Annotated in this window: 12 protein-coding genes and 1 pseudogene; 11 read left to right on the forward strand and 2 right to left on the reverse strand. The window is 71.1% G+C overall.

The genetic code is table 11. The annotated features are described in order from the left end of the window. The first annotated feature begins 7 nt into the window (after positions 1 to 7). The 11 genes and pseudogenes from ACWC2T_RS29195 to ACWC2T_RS29245 all read left to right on the forward strand — a co-directional run. Entirely contained in the window at positions 8 to 1477 is a 1470-nt protein-coding gene (locus tag ACWC2T_RS29195) for an aldehyde dehydrogenase family protein (protein ID WP_450673330.1), read from the forward strand. Positions 1478 to 1497: 20 nt separating this feature from the next. Next, positions 1498 to 2601 carry a quaternary amine ABC transporter ATP-binding protein gene (locus ACWC2T_RS29200; RefSeq protein ID WP_450673331.1) on the forward strand — a complete coding sequence of 368 codons (1104 nt, stop codon included), beginning with the start codon at positions 1498 to 1500 and terminating at the stop codon, positions 2599 to 2601. Next, positions 2601 to 4577 carry an ABC transporter permease gene (locus ACWC2T_RS29205; RefSeq protein ID WP_450673332.1) on the forward strand — a complete coding sequence of 659 codons (1977 nt, stop codon included), beginning with the start codon at positions 2601 to 2603 and terminating at the stop codon, positions 4575 to 4577. The genes ACWC2T_RS29200 and ACWC2T_RS29205 overlap by 1 nt, the downstream gene beginning before the upstream one ends. A 13-nt stretch (positions 4578 to 4590) precedes the next feature. Continuing rightward, positions 4591 to 5556, forward strand: coding sequence for an ABC transporter substrate-binding protein (locus ACWC2T_RS29210; RefSeq protein WP_450673333.1), 966 nt, complete (start codon positions 4591 to 4593; stop codon positions 5554 to 5556). Positions 5557 to 5764: 208 nt separating this feature from the next. Further along, positions 5765 to 8203, forward strand: a complete 2439-nt coding sequence (locus ACWC2T_RS29215; protein ID WP_450673334.1) for a GcvT family protein — start codon at positions 5765 to 5767, stop codon at positions 8201 to 8203. A gap of 22 nt (positions 8204 to 8225) precedes the next feature. Then, the gene (locus ACWC2T_RS29220) at positions 8226 to 9086 is read left to right on the forward strand and encodes a bifunctional methylenetetrahydrofolate dehydrogenase/methenyltetrahydrofolate cyclohydrolase (RefSeq protein WP_450673335.1); all 861 of its coding nucleotides are present in this window, start codon (positions 8226 to 8228) and stop codon (positions 9084 to 9086) included. After that, positions 9083 to 10369, forward strand: coding sequence for a serine hydroxymethyltransferase (gene glyA, locus ACWC2T_RS29225; protein WP_450673336.1), 1287 nt, complete (start codon positions 9083 to 9085; stop codon positions 10367 to 10369). Before ACWC2T_RS29220 ends, glyA begins: the two co-directional genes overlap by 4 nt. Then, complete coding sequence (locus ACWC2T_RS29230) at positions 10366 to 11598, forward strand: sarcosine oxidase subunit beta family protein (RefSeq protein WP_450673337.1); 1233 nt, start codon at positions 10366 to 10368, stop codon at positions 11596 to 11598. The genes glyA and ACWC2T_RS29230 overlap by 4 nt, the downstream gene beginning before the upstream one ends. Before the next feature lie 11 nt (positions 11599 to 11609). Continuing rightward, a complete protein-coding gene (locus tag ACWC2T_RS29235) occupies positions 11610 to 14888 on the forward strand; it encodes a sarcosine oxidase subunit alpha family protein (RefSeq protein ID WP_450673338.1) in 3279 nt (1092 codons plus the stop codon). Continuing rightward, positions 14881 to 15483, forward strand: coding sequence for a sarcosine oxidase subunit gamma (locus ACWC2T_RS29240; RefSeq protein WP_450673339.1), 603 nt, complete (start codon positions 14881 to 14883; stop codon positions 15481 to 15483). The genes ACWC2T_RS29235 and ACWC2T_RS29240 overlap by 8 nt, the downstream gene beginning before the upstream one ends. A 133-nt stretch (positions 15484 to 15616) precedes the next feature. Continuing rightward, a pseudogene (locus ACWC2T_RS29245) lies at positions 15617 to 15802 on the forward strand (chorismate-binding protein); the annotation flags it as partial. A gap of 340 nt (positions 15803 to 16142) precedes the next feature. Here ACWC2T_RS29245 and ACWC2T_RS29250 read toward each other — a convergent pair. Further along, positions 16143 to 16940 (reverse strand): IclR family transcriptional regulator, encoded by a 798-nt coding sequence (locus tag ACWC2T_RS29250; protein WP_450673340.1) that lies wholly within the window; start codon positions 16938 to 16940, stop codon positions 16143 to 16145. Between the two features lie 122 nt (positions 16941 to 17062). Beyond that, a complete protein-coding gene (gene purU / locus ACWC2T_RS29255) occupies positions 17063 to 17935 on the reverse strand; it encodes a formyltetrahydrofolate deformylase (protein ID WP_450673341.1) in 873 nt (290 codons plus the stop codon). Positions 17936 to 18063 lie beyond the last annotated feature (128 nt).

Consider the following 18063-nt stretch of genomic DNA (forward strand, 5'->3'; position numbering starts at 1 on the left):
CGCGGCCGTGGCAGATCTGTACGTGGACGGAGAATGGCGCGCTGCGGTGGCCGGCGGCCACCGGGAGATCCGCTGCCCGGCGGACGGCACGCCGGTCGCGACGGTCTCGGAGGCGACCCGCCCCGACACCGAGGCGGCGATCGCCGCCGCCCGGCGCGCCTTCGACGAAGGCCCCTGGCCCCGCACCCCCGAGCGGGAGCGCGGCGCACTGCTGCTGCGCACGGCCGACGTCATCGAGCGCGACGCCAAGGAGTTCGCCCGCGCCGAGTCGCTCGACACCGGCAAGCGCCTGGTCGAGAGCGAGTACGACATCGCCGACGTCGTCGCCTGCTTCCGCTACTACGGCGGCATCGCCGGCACCAGCGCCGGACGGGTGGTCGACACCGGACGCGACGACGCCCTCAGCCGGGTCACCTACGAGCCCGTCGGCGTGTGCGGACTGATCACCCCCTGGAACTACCCGCTGCTCCAGGCCAGTTGGAAGATCGCCCCGGCCCTTCTCGCCGGCAACACCGTGGTCCTCAAGCCCAGCGAGCTGACCCCCTCCACCTCCATCCTGCTGATGAAGGCCCTTGAGGAGGCGGGGCTCCCGGCGGGCGCCGCCAATCTGGTGCTGGGCGCCGGAGCCGAGGCGGGAGCGCCGCTGGCCGACCACCCGGCCGTCGACATGGTGTCCTTCACGGGAGGCCTGGAGACGGGGCGGCACATCATGGCCACCGCGGCGGCGACGGTGAAGAAGGTCGCGCTGGAACTCGGCGGGAAGAACCCCAACGTGGTCTTCGCCGACGCCGACTTCGAAACGGCCGTCGACTTCGCGCTCACCGCCGTCTTCCTGCACTCCGGGCAGGTCTGCTCGGCCGGCGCCCGCCTGATCGTCGAGGACTCGGTCCACGACGCCTTCGTCGACGAGGTCGTGCGCCGCGCCCGGCTCATCCGCCTCGGCGGACCCTTCGACCCCGAGGCCGAGACCGGACCGCTGATCTCCGCACAGCACCGGGAGAAGGTCGAGGCCTACGTCGCCGCCGGTCTCGCCGAGGGCGCCGTACTGCGCTGCGGCGGCGCACGCCCCGACGATCCCGCGCTCGCGGGCGGCTTCTACTACCCGCCCACCGTCCTCGACGAGTGCCGGCAGGACATGCGCGTGGTGCACGAGGAGTCCTTCGGACCCGTGCTCACCGTCGAGCGCTTCCACGACGAGGACGACGCCGTCCGCATCGCCAACGACACGGAGTACGGCCTCGCCGGAGCCGTCTGGACGCAGGACGCGGGCAGGGCCCAGCGGGTGGCCCGCAGGCTGCGCCACGGCACCGTGTGGATCAACGACTACCACCCCTATGTGCCGCAAGCGGAATGGGGTGGGTTCGGGCGCTCGGGCGTGGGCCGCGAGCTGGGGCCGACCGGCCTCGACGAGTACCGAGAGCCCAAGCACGTCTGGCAGAACATCCAACCCCGGCCGCAGCACTGGTTCCGCGGCTGAACGCCGAAGAGAGGTCGATCATGACCCCAGCACAGACCGAGGTGTCGCAGCGGCGCGACACGTCCCAGGACCCCAAGGACCGCACCCCGGTCATCTCCGTGCGCCGGCTGTGGAAGGTGTTCGGGCCCAAGGCCGACGAAGTGCCGGGCTCGAAGGAGCTGTGCGGACTCACCCGCCGCGAGCTCATGGACCGCACCGGATGCACCGCCGCCGTGCGGGACGTCGACTTCGAGGTGTCGCCCGGCGAGGTCTTCGTGGTGATGGGCCTGTCCGGCTCCGGCAAGTCCACCCTGGTGCGATGTCTGACCCGGCTGATCGAACCCACCGCCGGAGAAGTCGTCTTCGAGGGCGAGGACATCCGTGGCGCCGACCCGAGGCGGCTGCGCGAACTGCGGCGCAGCAAGTTCTCCATGGTCTTCCAGCACTTCGGTCTGCTGCCACACCGCAGGGTCGTCGACAACGTGGCGTTCGGCCTGGAGATACGGGGCATGGGCAAGGCCGAGCGCACCAAGAAGGCCCTGGAGGTCGTCGAGCTGGTGGGCCTCGCCGGATACGAGAACTCCTACCCCGACCAGCTCTCCGGCGGCATGCAGCAACGCGTCGGCCTCGCCCGCGCCCTCGCCGGCGATCCCGACGTCCTCTTCTTCGACGAGCCGTTCTCCGCGCTCGACCCCCTGATCCGCCGCGACATGCAGAGCGAGGTCATCCGCCTGCACCACGAGGTCGGCAAGACCATGGTGTTCATCACCCACGACCTGTCCGAGGCCCTGAAGCTCGGCGACCGCATCCTGATCATGCGGGACGGGAAGATGGTCCAGTGCGGCACCGGCGACGAACTCGTCGGCGCCCCGGCGGACGACTACGTACGCGACTTCGTGAAGGACGTGCCGCGCGGCGACGTCCTCACCCTGCGCTGGATCATGCGCCCGGTGGAACCCGAAGACGCCCTCGACGGACCGGAGTTGGGCCCCGATGTCGTGGTGCGCGAGGCCACCCGGACCGTGCTGGCCGCCCACCGGCCGGTCAGGGTCGTGGAGAACGGCAAGCTGCTCGGCATCGTCGGCGACGAGGAGATCCTCTCCGTCGTCGCAGGACAGGCAGCCGGTCAGGAAGGCGGTGCGTGATGGCCGCCGTCGCCGACGCGACCGCGCCGGTCGCGACGCTGCGCAGGAAGGTCAGCCGCCCCATGCTGGTGGCGGCGATCCTGCTGGCCTGGCTGGTGCTCTTCGCCGTACTGCGCGGCCGGCAGACGCTGACCCTCGCCGCCGCCGACCTCACGAGCCTGCACCGCCGGCTGAACGACCTCAACGACAGCATCGGGGCCAACCGCAACTCCAACCCGCTCTTCCTGTACTTCTTCAACGAGATCCGGCTGGTCATCGACAACCTGGTCACCTTCGTCCAGTCCCTGATCTCCCAGCCCGCCGGCACCCGCCCGGTCCCGCAGATCGGCTGGCTCGGCGTCGTCGGACTCACCGGCTATGTCTCCTGGGCCGTGGGCAACTGGCGGGTCGCGCTGCTGGCCGTCGCGGGCTTCACCTTCTTCGGGCTGCAGGGCCTGTGGCAGGAGAGCATGGACACCCTGGCGCTGACCCTGTCGGCGGTCCTGGTGGCGCTGCTCATCGGCATCCCGCTGGGCGTGTGGGCCGGTCTCTCCGACCGGTTCAACCGGATCATGACGCCCTTCCTGGACTTCATGCAGACGATGCCGACCTTCGTCTACCTCGCCCCGCTGACCCTGATCTTCCTCATCGGCGGGGCCTCCGCCGTCATCACCACGGTGATCTACGCGGCACCGCCCGCCATCCGCATCACCGCGCACGCCATCCGCTCGGTGCCGAAGACCACCGTCGAGGCGGCGGACTCGCTCGGCACCACGCGCTCGCAGCAACTGCTGAAGGTGCTGCTGCCGATGTCGAAGCGGACGGTGGTCATGGGCGTCAACCAGACCATCATGGCCGCCCTGGCCATGGTGACCATCGCCGCCCTGATCGACGCGCCCGGCCTCGGCAAGACCGTCGTACAGGCCCTGCAGTCGCTCGACGTCGGCACGGCCTTCAACGCAGGCCTGGCCATCGTCGTCATGGCCATCGTGCTCGACCGGGTCACCACCGCGGCGGCCGGACGCGCCGACACCGCCCGGCGCAGCACCGGCCGCCTGGCGCGGTGGCGCCGTCCCCTGCTGGTGGCGGGCGGGGCCGGCGCCGCCGTCCTCGTCTACCTGTCCCACACCTATGTCTGGGCGGCCGAGTTCCCCGGCAACGGCAGCACCGGCAGCCACATCGCGAGCGCGGCCGACACGACGACCACCTGGCTGCAGGACCATTTCTCGGGACTGACCAACGGCGTCCGGGACGTCATCACCAACGGTCTGCTGAACCCGTTCCAGACGCTGCTCACCGACTCCCCGTGGTGGCTCGTCGGTGTCACCCTGGTCGGGCTCGGCGCGGTGCTCGGCGGCCGGCGTGCCGTAGCCACGGCCGCCGTGTGCGTGGGGCTGCTCGTCGGCACGGGTGTGTGGTCGGACAGCATGACGACCCTTGCCTCGACCGCCGTGGCCACGGTGCTCGTGATGCTGTTCGGCGTCGTCTTCGGTGTGTGGATGGGGCGCAGTCAACTCGTGGACCGGATCGTGCGGCCCACTCTGGACGCCGCACAGGTCATGCCGCCGTTCGTCTATCTCGTGCCGTTCCTGGCCCTCTTCGGCGCCACCCGGTTCACCGCGATCGTCGCGGCCGTCGTCTACGCGGCGCCCGTCGCCATCAAGATCATCGCGGACGGTGTGCGGAACGTGTCCGAGTCCACCGTGGAGGCGGCCACCTCCGCCGGGTGCAACACCTGGCAGATCATCACCAAGGTCCAGCTGCCGATGGCACGCAGCGCCCTGACCCTCGCGACCAACCAGGGCCTGATCTATGTGCTGTCGATGGTTGTGGTGGGCGGCCTGGTAGGGGCGGGCGCCCTCGGCTACGACGTCGTGGCCGGATTCTCGCAGGGACAGCTGTACGGGAAGGGGCTGGCGGCAGGGATCGCCATCGTACTGCTGGGAGTCATGTTCGACCGGATCACTCAGGCTGCGGCGCGACGCACCAGGGCATAAGGAGCACGACACCATGGCAAGACACTGGCGAGCCGGCGCGGCCGGCCTGGCCGTACTCGGCCTCACCCTCACGGCCTGCTCGGGCGCGAAGGTCGGCGACAGCACCTCGGCCGGCTCGAAGTCCTCGGGCGGCAAGTGCGGCACCTTCAATCTGGCGGTCAACCCGTGGGTCGGCTACGAGGCGGACGCGGCGGTCGTCGCGTACGTGGCGCAGCACGACCTCGGCTGTACGGTCAACAAGAAGGACCTGAAGGAGGAGATCGCCTGGCAGGGCTTCGGGACCGGCGAGGTCGACGCCGTCCTGGAGAACTGGGGCCACGACGACCTGAAGCAGAAGTACATCACCGGGCAGAAGACCGCCGTGGAGGCGGGCTCGACGGGCAACAAGGGTGTCATCGGCTGGTTCGTGCCGCCGTGGCTGGCCAAGGCCCACCCGGACATCACCGACTGGAAGAACCTGAACAAGTACGCCGACAAATTCAAGACCTCCGAGTCGGGCGGCAAGGGCCAGCTGCTCGACGGGGACCCGTCGTACGTCACCAATGACGCCGCCCTCGTCACGAACCTGAAGCTGAACTTCAAGGTGGTGTACGCGGGCAGCGAGACCGCGCTCATCCAGGCCTACCGCACCGCCGAGAAGAACAAGCAGTGGGTGATCGGCTACTTCTACGAGCCGCAGTGGTTCATGTCGGAAGTGCCGCTCGTGAAGGTCAACCTGCCCGCGTACACCAAGGGCTGCGACGCCGACGCGGCGAAGGTGGCCTGCGACTATCCCGTCTACGACCTGGACAAGATCGTCAGCGCGCAGTTCGCCAAGTCGGGCAGCCCGGCGTACAAGCTGGTGAAGAACTTCCACTGGACGAACGACGACCAGAACACGGTGGCCAAGTACATCGCCGTGGACAAGATGTCGGACGACGCGGCGGCCAAGAAGTGGGTCGACGCCAACCGTGACAAGGTCGCTGTCTGGCTGAAGTAGCACGAGTCGGGAAGAGCCGGCCGAGGACGCCCGGCGGGCGGTGTGCACCTGTGCGCACCGCCCGCCGGGCATTGCCGTGTTCCGGGCCGTTTTCCTTGCGTCACCGACCCCTTGACACCCCCCTCGACGCCAGGCACATTGAGTTGCGCAACCTGAGTCAAGTTGCGCAACAAGCAACTGAATCGGTCTCAAGTTCGGAGGTTGGGCGATGGCGGGACCCCGAGTGGTCATCATCGGAGCGGGCGTCGTGGGAGCCGCCCTGGCGGACGAGATCTCCGCCCGCGGCTGGACCGAGGTGACCGTGGTCGACCAGGGCCCCCTCCCGGCGACCGGGGGCTCCAGCTCGCACGCCCCGGGCCTGGTCTTCCAGACGAACCCCTCGAAGACCATGACCGAGCTGGCCCGGTACACCGTCGAGAAGTTCTGCTCCCTCGAGGTGGACGGCAAGCCCTGCTTCCTCCAGGTCGGCGGCCTGGAGGTGGCGACCGGCCCCGAGCGCCTCGCCGAACTGAGGCGCCGCCACGGCTGGATCACCGCCTGGGGCATCGAGGCGCGCCTGCTGACCCCGGACGAGTGCGTGGCGAAGCACCCGCTGGTCGACCGCGACAAGATCCTCGGCGGCCTCCTCGTCCCCACCGACGGCCTCGCCAAGGCCGTCCTCGCCGTCGAGGCCCAGATCCGCCGGGCCACCGAGCGCGGCGTGCGCTTCCTCGCCCGCCACGAGGTCCTGGACGTGCGCCAGAGCGAGGGCCGCGTCACCGCGGTGGTGACCGACCAGGGCGAGATCGAAGCCGACATCGTCGTGTGCTGCGCCGGCATCTGGGGCCCGAAGATCGCCCGCATGGTCGGGATGAACCTGCCGCTCACCCCGCTCGCCCACCAGCTCGCCTGGACCGGCCCGGTCCCCGCCATGGCCGGCCAGACCGAGGAGGCCATCCGCCCGATCCTGCGCCACCAGGACGCCGACCTCTACTACCGCGACCGCTTCGACGGCCTCGGCATCGGCTACTACGGACACTGCCCGATGCCGGTCTCCGCCGACGACATCCTCTCCGTGGACCAGGCCGAACAGATGCCCTCGGTCCTGAAGTTCACCGAGGAGGACTTCGTGCCCGCCTGGACCGAGACGCAGTCCCTGCTGCCCGCGACCCGCGAGGCCAAGGTCGAGGAGGGCATCAACGGCCTGTTCTCCTTCACCACCGACGGCTACCCGCTGCTCGGCGAGTCCCCGGACGTCAAGGGCTTCTGGGTCGCCGAGGCCGTCTGGGTCACCCACTCCGCGGGCGTCGGCCGGGCCGTCGCCGAATGGCTGGTCGACGGCTACTGCTCCTCCTTCGACCTGCACGAGTGCGACGTCAACCGCTTCGAGCCGCACCAGCTCTCCCCGGAGTACGTCCTGGCCCGCGACTGCCAGAACTTCGTCGAGGTCTACGACATCCTCCACCCCCTCCAGCCTTCGGGTGAGCCGCGCCCGATCCGCACCAGCCCGTTCTACGTCCGCCAGCAGGAGCACGGCGCGTTCTTCCTGGAGGCGAACGGCTGGGAGCGGCCCCAGTGGTACGAGGCCAACGCGGGCCGGGTGCAGGGCCGTTCCATCCCCACGCCCAACGACTGGGCAGCGCAGTACTGGTCCCCGATCGTCGGCGCCGAGGCCCAGGTCACCCGCGAGAAGGTCGCCCTCTACGACATGACCGCCCTCAAGCGCCTGGAGGTCAGCGGCCCCGGAGCCGCCGACTTCCTGGAGGGCCTGGTCACCGGCAAGGTCGCCAAGTCCGTCGGCTCGGTGACGTACACCCTGCTCCTGGACCACGACGGCGGCATCCGCAGTGACATCACCGTCGCCCGCCTCGCCCGCGACCTCTTCCAGGTCGGTGCCAACGGCAACCTGGACCTCGACTGGTTCACCCGCCACCTGCCGGCCGACGGCCGCGTCCAGGTCCGCGACATCACCGCCGGCACCTGCTGCATCGGCCTGTGGGGCCCGCTCGCCCGCGAGGTGCTGCAGCCGCTGACCGACGAGGACTTCTCGAACGACGGCCTGAAGTACTTCCGCGCCAAGCGCGCCTACATCGGCAGCGTCCCGGTCACGGCGATGCGTCTGTCGTACGTCGGCGAGCTGGGCTGGGAGCTCTACACGACCGCCGACCAGGGCCTGAAGCTGTGGGACACCCTGTGGCAGGCGGCCGAGCCGCTGGGCGGCATCGTCGCCGGCCGCGGCGCCTTCAACAGCCTCCGCCTGGAGAAGGGCTACCGCTCCTTCGGCACCGACATGACCTACGAGCACGACCCGTACGAGGCCGGTGTCGGCTTCGCCGTCAAGCTCGACAAGGGCGACTTCATCGGCAAGGCCGCGCTGGAGCGGCGCAAGAGCGACGTGCGACGCAGGCTGAGCTGCCTCACCATCGACGACCCGCGGGCGGTCGTCATGGGCAAGGAGCCGGTGTACGACGGCGACCGCGCCGTCGGCTACGTCACCAGCGCCGCGTACGGCTACACCATCGGCAAGGGCATCGCCTACGCCTGGCTCCCGGCGGAACTGGCCGAGCCCGGCACGACCGTGCACATCGGCTACTTCGACCAGCGCATCGAGGCGGTCGTGACCGAGGAGCCGCTGTTCGACCCGTCCATGTCCCGCCTCCGTGGCTAGCCGAGGGGAAGGAACACCACCGGTGACCGCACAACTCCTCGACGGCAAGGCGACCGCCGCCGCCATCCGTCGTGAACTCGCCGAAAGCGTGGCCAAGTTGACCGCCACCACCGGACGCCCGCCGGGCCTCGGTACCGTCCTGGTCGGCGACGACCCCGGCAGCCACGCCTACGTCGCCGGAAAGCACCGCGACTGCGCACAGGTGGGCATCACCTCCCTGCGCCGCGAACTGCCCGCCGACGCAAGCCGGCAGCAGGTCGAGGACGTCATCGACGAACTCAACGCCGACCCGGCCTGCACCGGATACATCGTCCAGCTGCCGCTGCCGCGCCACCTGGACACCAATGCCGTCCTGGAGCGCATGGACCCCGCCAAGGACGCCGACGGACTGCACCCGGTCAACCTCGGCCGGCTCACCCTCGGCGTCGAGGCGCCCCTGCCGTGCACCCCGCGCGGCATCGTCGAACTGCTCCGCCGCCACGACGTCCCGCTCGCCGGAGCACGGGTGTGCGTCGTCGGCCGGGGCATCACAGTCGGACGGCCCATCGGACTCCTGCTTACCCGCCGCTCCGAGAACGCCACCGTCACCCTCTGCCACACCGGCACCAAGGGCCTCGCCTGGCACGTACGCGAGGCGGACGTCGTCGTCGCGGCGGCCGGCTCGCCCGGACTGATCACCAAGGACATGCTGCGCCCCGGCGCGGCCGTCCTGGACGTCGGCATCACCCGCACCGAGCACGGGCTCGTCGGCGATGTCCACCCCGAGGCCGCCGAGGTCGCCGGATGGCTCGCACCGATGCCCGGGGGAGTGGGACCCATGACCCGGGCCATGCTGCTCGCCAACGTCGTCGAGGCCGCCGAGAGGAATGCGACCGCCGTATGAACGCCCTGAACACGCCCCTGGCCGAGCTGGACCCGGAGGTCCACACAGCCCTCCGCGCCGAGCTGCACCGCCAGCAGTCCACCCTGGAGATGATCGCCTCCGAGAACTTCGCGCCCACCGCCGTGATGGAGGCGCAGGGCTCGGTCGCGACCAACAAGTACGCCGAGGGCTACCCCGGCCGCCGCTACTACGGCGGCTGCGAACACGTCGATGTCACCGAGCGCCTGGCCATCGAGCGGGTCAAGTCCCTCTTCGGGGCGGCCTACGCCAACGTCCAGCCGCACTCGGGCGCCCAGGCGAACACGGCTGTGTTCTTCGCCCTCCTCCAGCCCGGCGACACCGTCCTCGGCCTGGACCTCGCGCACGGCGGCCACCTCACGCACGGCATGCGCATCAACTACAGCGGCAAGATGCTGAACGTCGTGCCCTACCACGTCGCCGAGGCGGACAACCTCGTCGACATGGACGAGGTGGAGCGGCTCGCCAAGGAGCACCGCCCCAAGATGATCATCGCGGGCTGGTCGGCGTACCCCAGGCAGCTGGACTTCGCGGCCTTCCGCCGTATCGCCGACGAGGTCGGTGCCCTCCTCATGGTCGACATGGCCCACTTCGCGGGCCTGGTCGCCGCCGGACTGCACCCGAGCCCCGTCCCGCACGCGCACGTGGTCACCACCACCACGCACAAGACCCTCGGCGGTCCCCGCGGCGGGGTGATCCTCACCGACGCCGCCGACCTCGCCAAGAAGATCAACTCGGCCGTCTTCCCGGGCATGCAGGGCGGCCCGCTGGAGCACGTCATCGCGGCCAAGGCGGTCTCCTTCAAGGTCGCGGCGTCGCCCGAGTTCGCCGAGCGCCAGGCCCGCACCCTGGCCGGCGCCCGCATCCTCGCCGAACGCCTCACCCGCCCCGACGCGGCCACGGCAGGAGTGAAGGTGCTGACGGGCGGCACGGACGTCCACCTCGTCCTCGTCGACCTGCGCGACTCCGAACTCGACGGCAAGCGCGCAGAGGACCTCCTGCACGAGATCGGTATCACCGTCAACCGCAACGCCGTCCCCTTCGACCCGCGCCCGCCCATGGTCACCTCCGGCCTGCGCATCGGCACACCCGCCCTGGCCACCAGGGGCTTCACCGAGGCGGATTTCGCCGAGGTCGCCGACGTGATCGCGCTGGCCCTCCAGCCCGAGCCGGACGTGGCCGCCCTGCGCGCCCGCACCGAGGCGCTGGCGGCCAGGCACCCGCTCTACCCGCACCTCTCCGGCCCTTCAGGAGACGCCCGATGACTCCTCGCACCCCCGGCGCCGACCTGCCCGACCACCCCGACTGGCTCTGGCGCACCCCCGAGCCCAAGCGGTCGTACGACGTGGTGATCGTGGGCGGCGGCGGCCACGGCCTGGCCACCGCCCACTACCTGGCGAAGAACCACGGCATCACCAACGTCGCGGTCCTGGAGAAGGGCTGGCTCGCGGGCGGCAACATGGCCCGCAACACCACCATCATCCGCTCCAACTACCTGTGGGACGAGAGCGCCGGCATCTACGAGCACGCCCTCAAGCTGTGGGAAGGACTGGAGGAGGAGCTCGACTACCCGATCCTCTTCTCCCAGCGCGGCGTGCTGAACCTCGCCCACAGCCTGCAGGACGTCCGCGACAGCGTCCGCCGGGCCGAGGCCAACCGGCTCAACGGCGTCGACGCCGAGTGGCTCGACGCGCAAGCGGTCAAAGAGGTCTGCCCGATCGTCAACACCTCACCCGACGTGCGCTACCCGGTCCTCGGCGGCACCTACCAGCCGCGCGCCGGCATCGCCAAGCACGACTACGTCGCCTGGGGCTTCGCCCGCTCCGCGGACGCCGCCGGCATCGACATCATCCAGAACTGCGAGGTCACCGGAGTGGACGTGGTCGGCGGCCGGGTCGTCGGCGTGCAGACCACGCTCGGCCCCATCGCCGCGGGCAGGGTGGCCCTGTGCTCGGCCGGCCACACCTCGGTCCTCGCCGCCATGGCGGGCATCGAACTGCCCATCCAGAGCCACCCGTTGCAGGCCCTCGTCTCCGAACTGCTGGAGCCGGTGCACCCCACGGTGGTGATGTCCAACGCCGTGCATGTGTACGTCAGCCAGGCGCACAAGGGCGAACTGGTGATGGGCGCGGGCATCGACGCCTACAACTCCTACACCCAGCGCGGCGCGTTCCACATCATCGAGGAGCAGATGTCGGCGGCCCTGGAGCTCTTCCCGGTGTTCGCCCGCGCCCATGTGCTCCGCACCTGGGGCGGCATCGTCGACGTCAGCCCCGACGCCTCCCCCATCGTCGGCCTCAGCCCCGTCGACAACCTGTACCTCAACTGCGGCTGGGGGACCGGCGGTTTCAAGGCCACCCCGGGTGTCGGCTGGGTCTACGCCCACACCATCGCCCACGACACCCCGCACGCCCTGAACGCCCCCTTCTCGCTCGACCGTTTCACCACCGGCGCGCTCGTCGACGAGCACGGCGCGGCCGCGGTGGCCCACTAGGGAGCCGAACCATGCTGCTCATCCCCTGCCCTTGGTGCGGGCCCCGTGACGAGGCCGAGTTCCACTACGGTGGCCAGGCCCACGTCCCCTACCCCGAGGACCCCGCCGCCCTCACCGACGAGGAGTGGGCGCGCTACCTGTTCTTCCGCGACAACCCCAAGGGGCCCTTTGCCGAGCGCTGGAGCCATGCGGCGGGCTGCCGCAGATGGTTCAACGCCGTGCGGAACACGGCGACGAACGAGATCCTCGCCGTGTACAAGGCGGGGGAGCTGCGTCCGGAGACGCCGGAACCGCGTCCGATCACCTCGCAGCCGCGCACGGTCACGTCTCAGCCGGGTCCGGCAGTACCAGCCCGTCCGGCGCTTGAGGACAAGGCCTGTTCAGGGCCGACGGGGGTCCAGGGGGCGCAGCCCCCTGGCGGGGTCGAAGGGGCGGAGCCCCTTCAGGACGGGACGGGTAGGGGCGGCGGGGGCGACCATCCCTTCCGCACCCCCACCGGCGGCCGCATCGACCGCGACACCCCCCTCACCTTCACCTTCGACGGCACCGAATACCAGGGCTGCCGCGGTGACACCCTCGCCTCCGCCCTCCTCGCGGGCGGCGTCATCCAGGCCGCCACCAGCATCAAGTTCGGCCGCCCCCGAGGCATCTTCTCGGCCGGCGTCGAAGAACCCAACGCGGTAGTCCAGATCGAGGAACCCTTCCCCGAGCCGATGCTCCCCGCGACGACCATCGAGCTCTACGACGGCCTGGTCGCGAGCAGTCTCCCGGGACAGGGCCGCCTCGCCACCGAACCGGACCCCGCCCGCTACGACGCCGTCCACGCCCACTGCGACCTGCTGGTCGTAGGCGCGGGCCCGGCCGGTCTCGCCGCCGCCGCGGCGGCCGCGCGCAGCGGTGCCCGCGTCATCCTCGCCGACGACCAGCCGGAGCTCGGCGGCAGCCTGCTCGGCACCGGCGAGCACCTCGACTGGGTCGAGGCGACGCGTGCCCGGCTCGAAGCGGCCCCCGAGGTGCGCGTCCTGCCCCGCACCACCGTGTTCGGCCACTACGACGACAACCACCTCCTCGCCGTCGAGCGCCGCACCAACCACCTCGGCGCCGAGGCCCCGGCGAACGTGTCCCGCGAGCGCGTCTGGCGGATCCGCGCCCGGCACGTCGTACTCGCCACAGGCGCCCATGAGCGCTCGCTGGCCTTCGGCGACAACGACCGCCCCGGAGTGATGCTGGCGTCCTCGGCCCGGACGTACCTCCACCGGTACGCCGTGCTGCCCGGCCGCCACGCCGTCGTGTTCACCACCAACGACAGCGCCTACGCTGCGGCACTCGACCTGTCGGCCGCAGGCGTCGACATCGCGGCGATCGTCGACACCCGGCCCGAGCCGGGGGAGTGGGCCGAGCGCGCCCGGTCCGCCGGGATCGAGGTGCTCGCCGGGCACGCGGTCACCGGCACGGAGGGCGGGGCCCGCCTCACCGCCGTGACGGTCGCCCCGTACGGGGAGTCCGCCGGCCGGCGGGAGTTCGCCGTCGACCTGCTGCTGGTCTCCGGTGGCTGGAACCCGGTCGCGCACCTGTTCAGCCAGGCGGGCGGCAAGCTCCGCCACGACGACGCCCTCGGCGCGTTCGTGCCCGACATCGGCCGTCAGGCGGTGGAGGTCGCGGGCAGCGCGAACGGTGCCTTCGACCTCGCCAGATGCCTCGCCGAGGGCGCGGCGGCCGGGACCCGCGCCGTCGAGGCGGAGGGCTACACGGCCGAGACGCCCGCCCTCCCGGCCGTGGCCGACCAGCCGTACACCCCGCCCATGCAGGTGTTCACCATCCCCACCGACACCGGAGCTCCCCGGTTCGTGGACCTCCAGCGCGACGTCACGGTGGACGACCTGGCGCGGGCGACCGGCGCGGGACTGCGCTCGGTGGAGCACACCAAGCGGTACACGACCGCCGGAACCGGCGGTGACCAGGGCAGGACGGCCGGCGTCCTGGCCAGCGGAGTCGTCGCCGAACTCCTCGGCGTGGACATCTCGGCGCTCGGCCTGCCCACCTTCCGGCCGCCGTACACCCCGGTCTCCTTCGCCGCCCTCGCCGGGCGCGACCGCGGCGCGCTGAGCGACCCGGTCCGCACGACGGCGCTGCACACATGGCATGTGGCGCACGGCGCCCTGTTCGAGAACGTCGGCCAGTGGAAGCGGCCCTGGTACTACCCGCAAGTCGGCGAGGACATGGAGGCCGCCGTGCTGCGCGAGTGCCGCGCCGCCCGCGAGGGCGTGGCCTTCATGGACGCCTCCACCCTCGGCAAGATCGACGTGCAGGGCCCGGACGCGGCGCTCTTCCTCGACCGGCTCTACACCAACATGATGAGCACCCTGAAAGTCGGCATGATCCGCTACGGCGTGATGTGCCGCCCGGACGGGATGATCTTCGACGACGGCACGGTCATCCGGCTCGCCCAGGACCGCTTTCTGGTCACCACCACGACCGGCAACGCGGCGGCCGTCCTGGACTGGATGGAGGAGTGGCTGCAGACCGAGTGGCCCGACCTGCGGGTCCACTGCACCTCGGTCACCGAGCAGTGGGCGACCGTGGCCCTGGTCGGCCCGAAGTCCCGCGCGGTCCTCGGCTCGGTCGCGCCTCAACTCGCCGTGTCCAACGACGACTTCCCGTTCATGGCGTGGCGGGAGACCACCGTCGCCAGCATCGACGCGCGCGTGTGCCGGATCAGCTTCTCCGGCGAACTCGCCTACGAGATCAACGTGTCACCGTGGCACGCCCTCGCCCTGTGGGAGGCGCTGTACGAGGCCGGCGCCCCGTACGGCATCACGCCGTACGGCACCGAGACCATGCACGTGCTGCGCGCCGAGAAGGGCTACCCGATCGTCGGCCAGGACACCGACGGCACGGTCACCCCGCAGGACCTCGGCATGGGCTGGGCGGTCTCCAAGAAGAAGCCCGACTTCATCGGCAAGCGCTCCTACGCCCGCGCCGACACCGTCCGCCCCGACCGCAAGCACCTCGTCGGGCTCCTCCCCGAGGACCCGGCCGTCTTCCTCCCGGAGGGCACGCACCTGGTCGCCGACGGCGAACTGCCCGCCCCGCCCGTGCCGATGCTCGGCCACGTCACCTCCAGCTACCGCAGCGCGGCGCTGGGCCGGACCTTCGCGCTCGCCCTGATCAAGGGCGGCCGGAACCGCATCGGCGAGCGGCTGTACGCCCCCGTGGGCGACCGGCTGGTCCCGGTGACCGTCGCCGGCCCCGTCCTCTACGACCCCGAGGGAGCCCGCCGCGATGGCTGACACCGTCCTGACCGCATGGCAGCGCAGCCCCCTGGCCGACGCCGCCCACCGCCTGGCCGCCGCGACCCGCTCCTCCCGGGGCGCGATCCGGCTGGCCGAACTCCCCTTCCTGGCACAGGTGAACGTCCGCCTCGACGCCAAGGGCCCGGCGGCGGACGCCGTCGGACTGGCCCTGGGACTGCAACTGCCCCTGGAACCCAACACCGTCGTGCACGCGGGGGACGTGACCGCGATGTGGCTCGGCCCCGACGAATGGCTCGTGGTGGGCCTGGCCGGCACCGAGCGGGACCTGGAGGGCCGGATCCGCTCGGCGGCGGGGGACGAACCGGTCTCCGTCACCGACGTCTCCGCCCAGCGCACCGCCCTCCTGGTCGGCGGACCCCGCGCCCGCGACCTGCTGGCCCACGGCTGTGCGCTGGACCTGCACCCGCGTGCCTTCGGCCCCGGCCGCTGCGCCCAGACGACGCTGGCCCGTACCCAGGTCGTCCTGGTGGCCCGCGACGAGCCCAGGGCCGGATTCTGGGTGCTGGTGCGCTCCTCCTTCGCCGGCTACCTGGCGGACTGGCTGCTGGATGCGGCCGTCGAATACCGGTGAGCGGCCCGGCAGGGCAGTGGTGATGACCCGGCGGTGCCGGGCCGACGCGGACGGTCGGCCCGGCACCGCCGTTCCCTGCCCACGGCCCCCGGGCCGCCTGCTTGACGTAACGGCACGAGAAAGGCACGCAGCCGTGCGCGACATGGTCCCCCTGGCCGGTTTCGGCGACCGGGCCGCCACCGGCCTGCTCGATGTGACCAGCGATCCGGCCGCCCTGGACTCCGCGGGCTTCTGGGCCGTGTGCGCGGACTTCGAGGGGCGGCTGACCTGCGCCCGCTTCGCCGACGTACGCGAGGAGCCGGTGCCCGCGCCGCCCCCTCCAGTGGGGCGTCGATCCTCAGCCGCAGCTCGTCGACCACGTCGGTAGCGTCGTCGTAGCGGGCGTTCGCCTGCATGCCTGCGGAGTGTCCGCGCGCGCCCGGGCACAACTGGGAGCTGCCGCCCGGCTGGGGAGGTCCGCGCGCTGGGCCGTCCCGCTCTCGTGGGCGTCTCCCGCAAGTCGTTCCTGGGCCAGGCGCCGGCCGATCCGACACACGACGTGGGCTCCACCCTCGACGCCGTACGGGTGACGGCCCGTTGGGGCGCCGAGCCGACGGCCCGGCACAGCTTCACCGGCAACACCTGGGTGTCTGATGCCGGTCCAGGCGACCCCGGGGGACTCAGCCCACGTACCCCATCCGGTGGCTGATCTGCTCCGCGCCCTTGAGCAGCAGGGGCGCCAACTCGTGCATGCGCTCCTCGGTGAAACGGTACGCGGGGCCGGAGGCGCTGAGGGCGGCGACGACCTCGCCGTGGTGCGAGCGGATCGGGGCCGCCATGGCGTGGAGCCCGATCTCGAGCTCCTCCAGCGTCACCGCGTACCCGCGGTCCTGTGCCTCGGCGAGGTTCTTCTCCAGCTTCGTCCGCGTGGTCAGGGTGCGCGGCGTGAGCCCCTGCAGCCCGGAGGCCGCGAGCACCTCGGCGCGTTCCTTCGCCGGCAGGTGCGCGAGCAGGATCTTCCCGCTGGACGTGGCATGCACCGGGGTGAGCTGCCCGACCCAGTTGTGGGTGCCGACGGCGCCAGGGCCGCGCACCTGGTAGAGGTTGACGGCGTAGTGCTCCTGCAGGACGGCGATGTTGACGGTCTCGCCGATCTCCTCGCTGAGCCGCTCGCACACCTCGCGGCCCTGCTGTGTGATGTCGAGGCGCCCCGTGACCGCGCCGGCCAGGCGCACGATCCCGAAGCCGAGCCGGTACTTGCCGCGTTCGGCCGTCTGCTCGACCAGACCGCGCGCCTCCAGCGCCCCGAGCAGCCGGAACGCGGTGGACTTGTGCACGTCGATCTCGGCGGCGACCTCGCTGACACCCGCGTCCCCGCGCTGGGCCAGGATCTCCAGGACGCTGACGGCACGGTCGACGGACTGCACCCCGCTCACCGCCGGAGCCGTTGTTTCGCCATCTGCGGTGTAGTTGCTCATGGCGCAACTATACGCACTGCCGACCGCTGGGGTCCGTGGTTCGCAGAGGGAGGGTATACGACGGCTCCTCGGGCAGGGGAGCCGTCGTCGTGGGTGTAATCGCGGGCCGGGCGACGGCGGTCTCAGCGGAAGACGACCGTGCAGTGGCCGTTGGTCAGCACCCGGCTCTCGCTGTGCCACTGCACGGCGCGCGCGAGGACCCGGGCCTCGACGTCGCGGCCCATGGTGACGAGTTCGTCCGGGGTGTGGGAGTGGTCCACGCGGACCACGTCCTGCTCGATGATCGGGCCCTCGTCGAGGTCGGGGGTGACGTAGTGCGCGGTGGCTCCGACGAGCTTCACGCCGCGCTGGTGCGCCTGCACATACGGCCGGGCGCCCTTGAAGCTCGGCAGGAAGGAGTGGTGGATGTTGATGGCCCGGCCGTCGAGCCGCTTGCACAGGTCGTCGGAGAGGATCTGCATGTAGCGGGCGAGCACCACCAGGTCGACGTCGAGTTCGGCGACGAGCTCCAGCAGCCGGGCCTCCGCCTCGGCCTTGGTCTCCCGCGTCACCGGGATGTGGTGGAAGGGGATTCCGTAGTTGCGGGCCAGCGGCTCGAAGTCGCGGTGGTTGGAGACGATCGCCGGGATCTCGATGTTGAGCGAGCCCGTGGACTGGCGGAAGAGCAGGTCGTTCAGGCAGTGGCCGAACTTCGACACCATGATCAGGGTGCGGGTCGGGGTCGTGACGTCGTGCAGCTGCCAGGTGATCCGGTACGCCTCGGCGACCGGGCTGAAGGCGGTGCGCAGCTGCTCCAGGGACGTGGCCGGATGCGAGACCTCGAAGTGCACCCGCATGAAGAAGCGGTCCTGCAGCCGGTCGTCGAACTGCTGGCTCTCAAGGATGTTGCCCGACTGGTTCACGAGAAAGCTGGTGACCGCGTGGACGAGGCCGGCCCGGTCGGGGCACGAGAGGGTGAGGACGAACTCGCGGCCGGGCTGCGGGCGAGGGGACATGGCACATCCTCCATGAGCGCGTAATACGCAACGATGAGAGTGATACGCAACATCGTCCAGCGTGGACGGCGGCCGGTCAAGAGGCTTGTTCCCAAAGGTGCGAGAAGATGCGCCATGCGCAACAATCC

It is taken from the genome of Streptomyces sp. NPDC001393 (assembly GCF_053597455.1).

Excerpts from the sequence above, each read along its gene's own strand:
- glyA (WP_450673336.1), top strand. The coding sequence starts at position 9,083 with ATGAACGCCCTGAACACGCCCCTGGCCGAGCTGGACCCGGAGGTCCAC.
- ACWC2T_RS29205 (WP_450673332.1), top strand. The coding sequence starts at position 2,601 with ATGGCCGCCGTCGCCGACGCGACCGCGCCGGTCGCGACGCTGCGCAGG.
- ACWC2T_RS29250 (WP_450673340.1), bottom strand. The coding sequence starts at position 16,940 with ATGAGCAACTACACCGCAGATGGCGAAACAACGGCTCCGGCGGTGAGC.
- ACWC2T_RS29235 (WP_450673338.1), top strand. The coding sequence starts at position 11,610 with ATGCTGCTCATCCCCTGCCCTTGGTGCGGGCCCCGTGACGAGGCCGAG.
- ACWC2T_RS29215 (WP_450673334.1), top strand. The coding sequence starts at position 5,765 with ATGGCGGGACCCCGAGTGGTCATCATCGGAGCGGGCGTCGTGGGAGCC.
- ACWC2T_RS29230 (WP_450673337.1), top strand. The coding sequence starts at position 10,366 with ATGACTCCTCGCACCCCCGGCGCCGACCTGCCCGACCACCCCGACTGG.
- ACWC2T_RS29200 (WP_450673331.1), top strand. The coding sequence starts at position 1,498 with ATGACCCCAGCACAGACCGAGGTGTCGCAGCGGCGCGACACGTCCCAG.
- purU (WP_450673341.1), bottom strand. The coding sequence starts at position 17,935 with ATGTCCCCTCGCCCGCAGCCCGGCCGCGAGTTCGTCCTCACCCTCTCG.
- ACWC2T_RS29240 (WP_450673339.1), top strand. The coding sequence starts at position 14,881 with ATGGCTGACACCGTCCTGACCGCATGGCAGCGCAGCCCCCTGGCCGAC.
- ACWC2T_RS29210 (WP_450673333.1), top strand. The coding sequence starts at position 4,591 with ATGGCAAGACACTGGCGAGCCGGCGCGGCCGGCCTGGCCGTACTCGGC.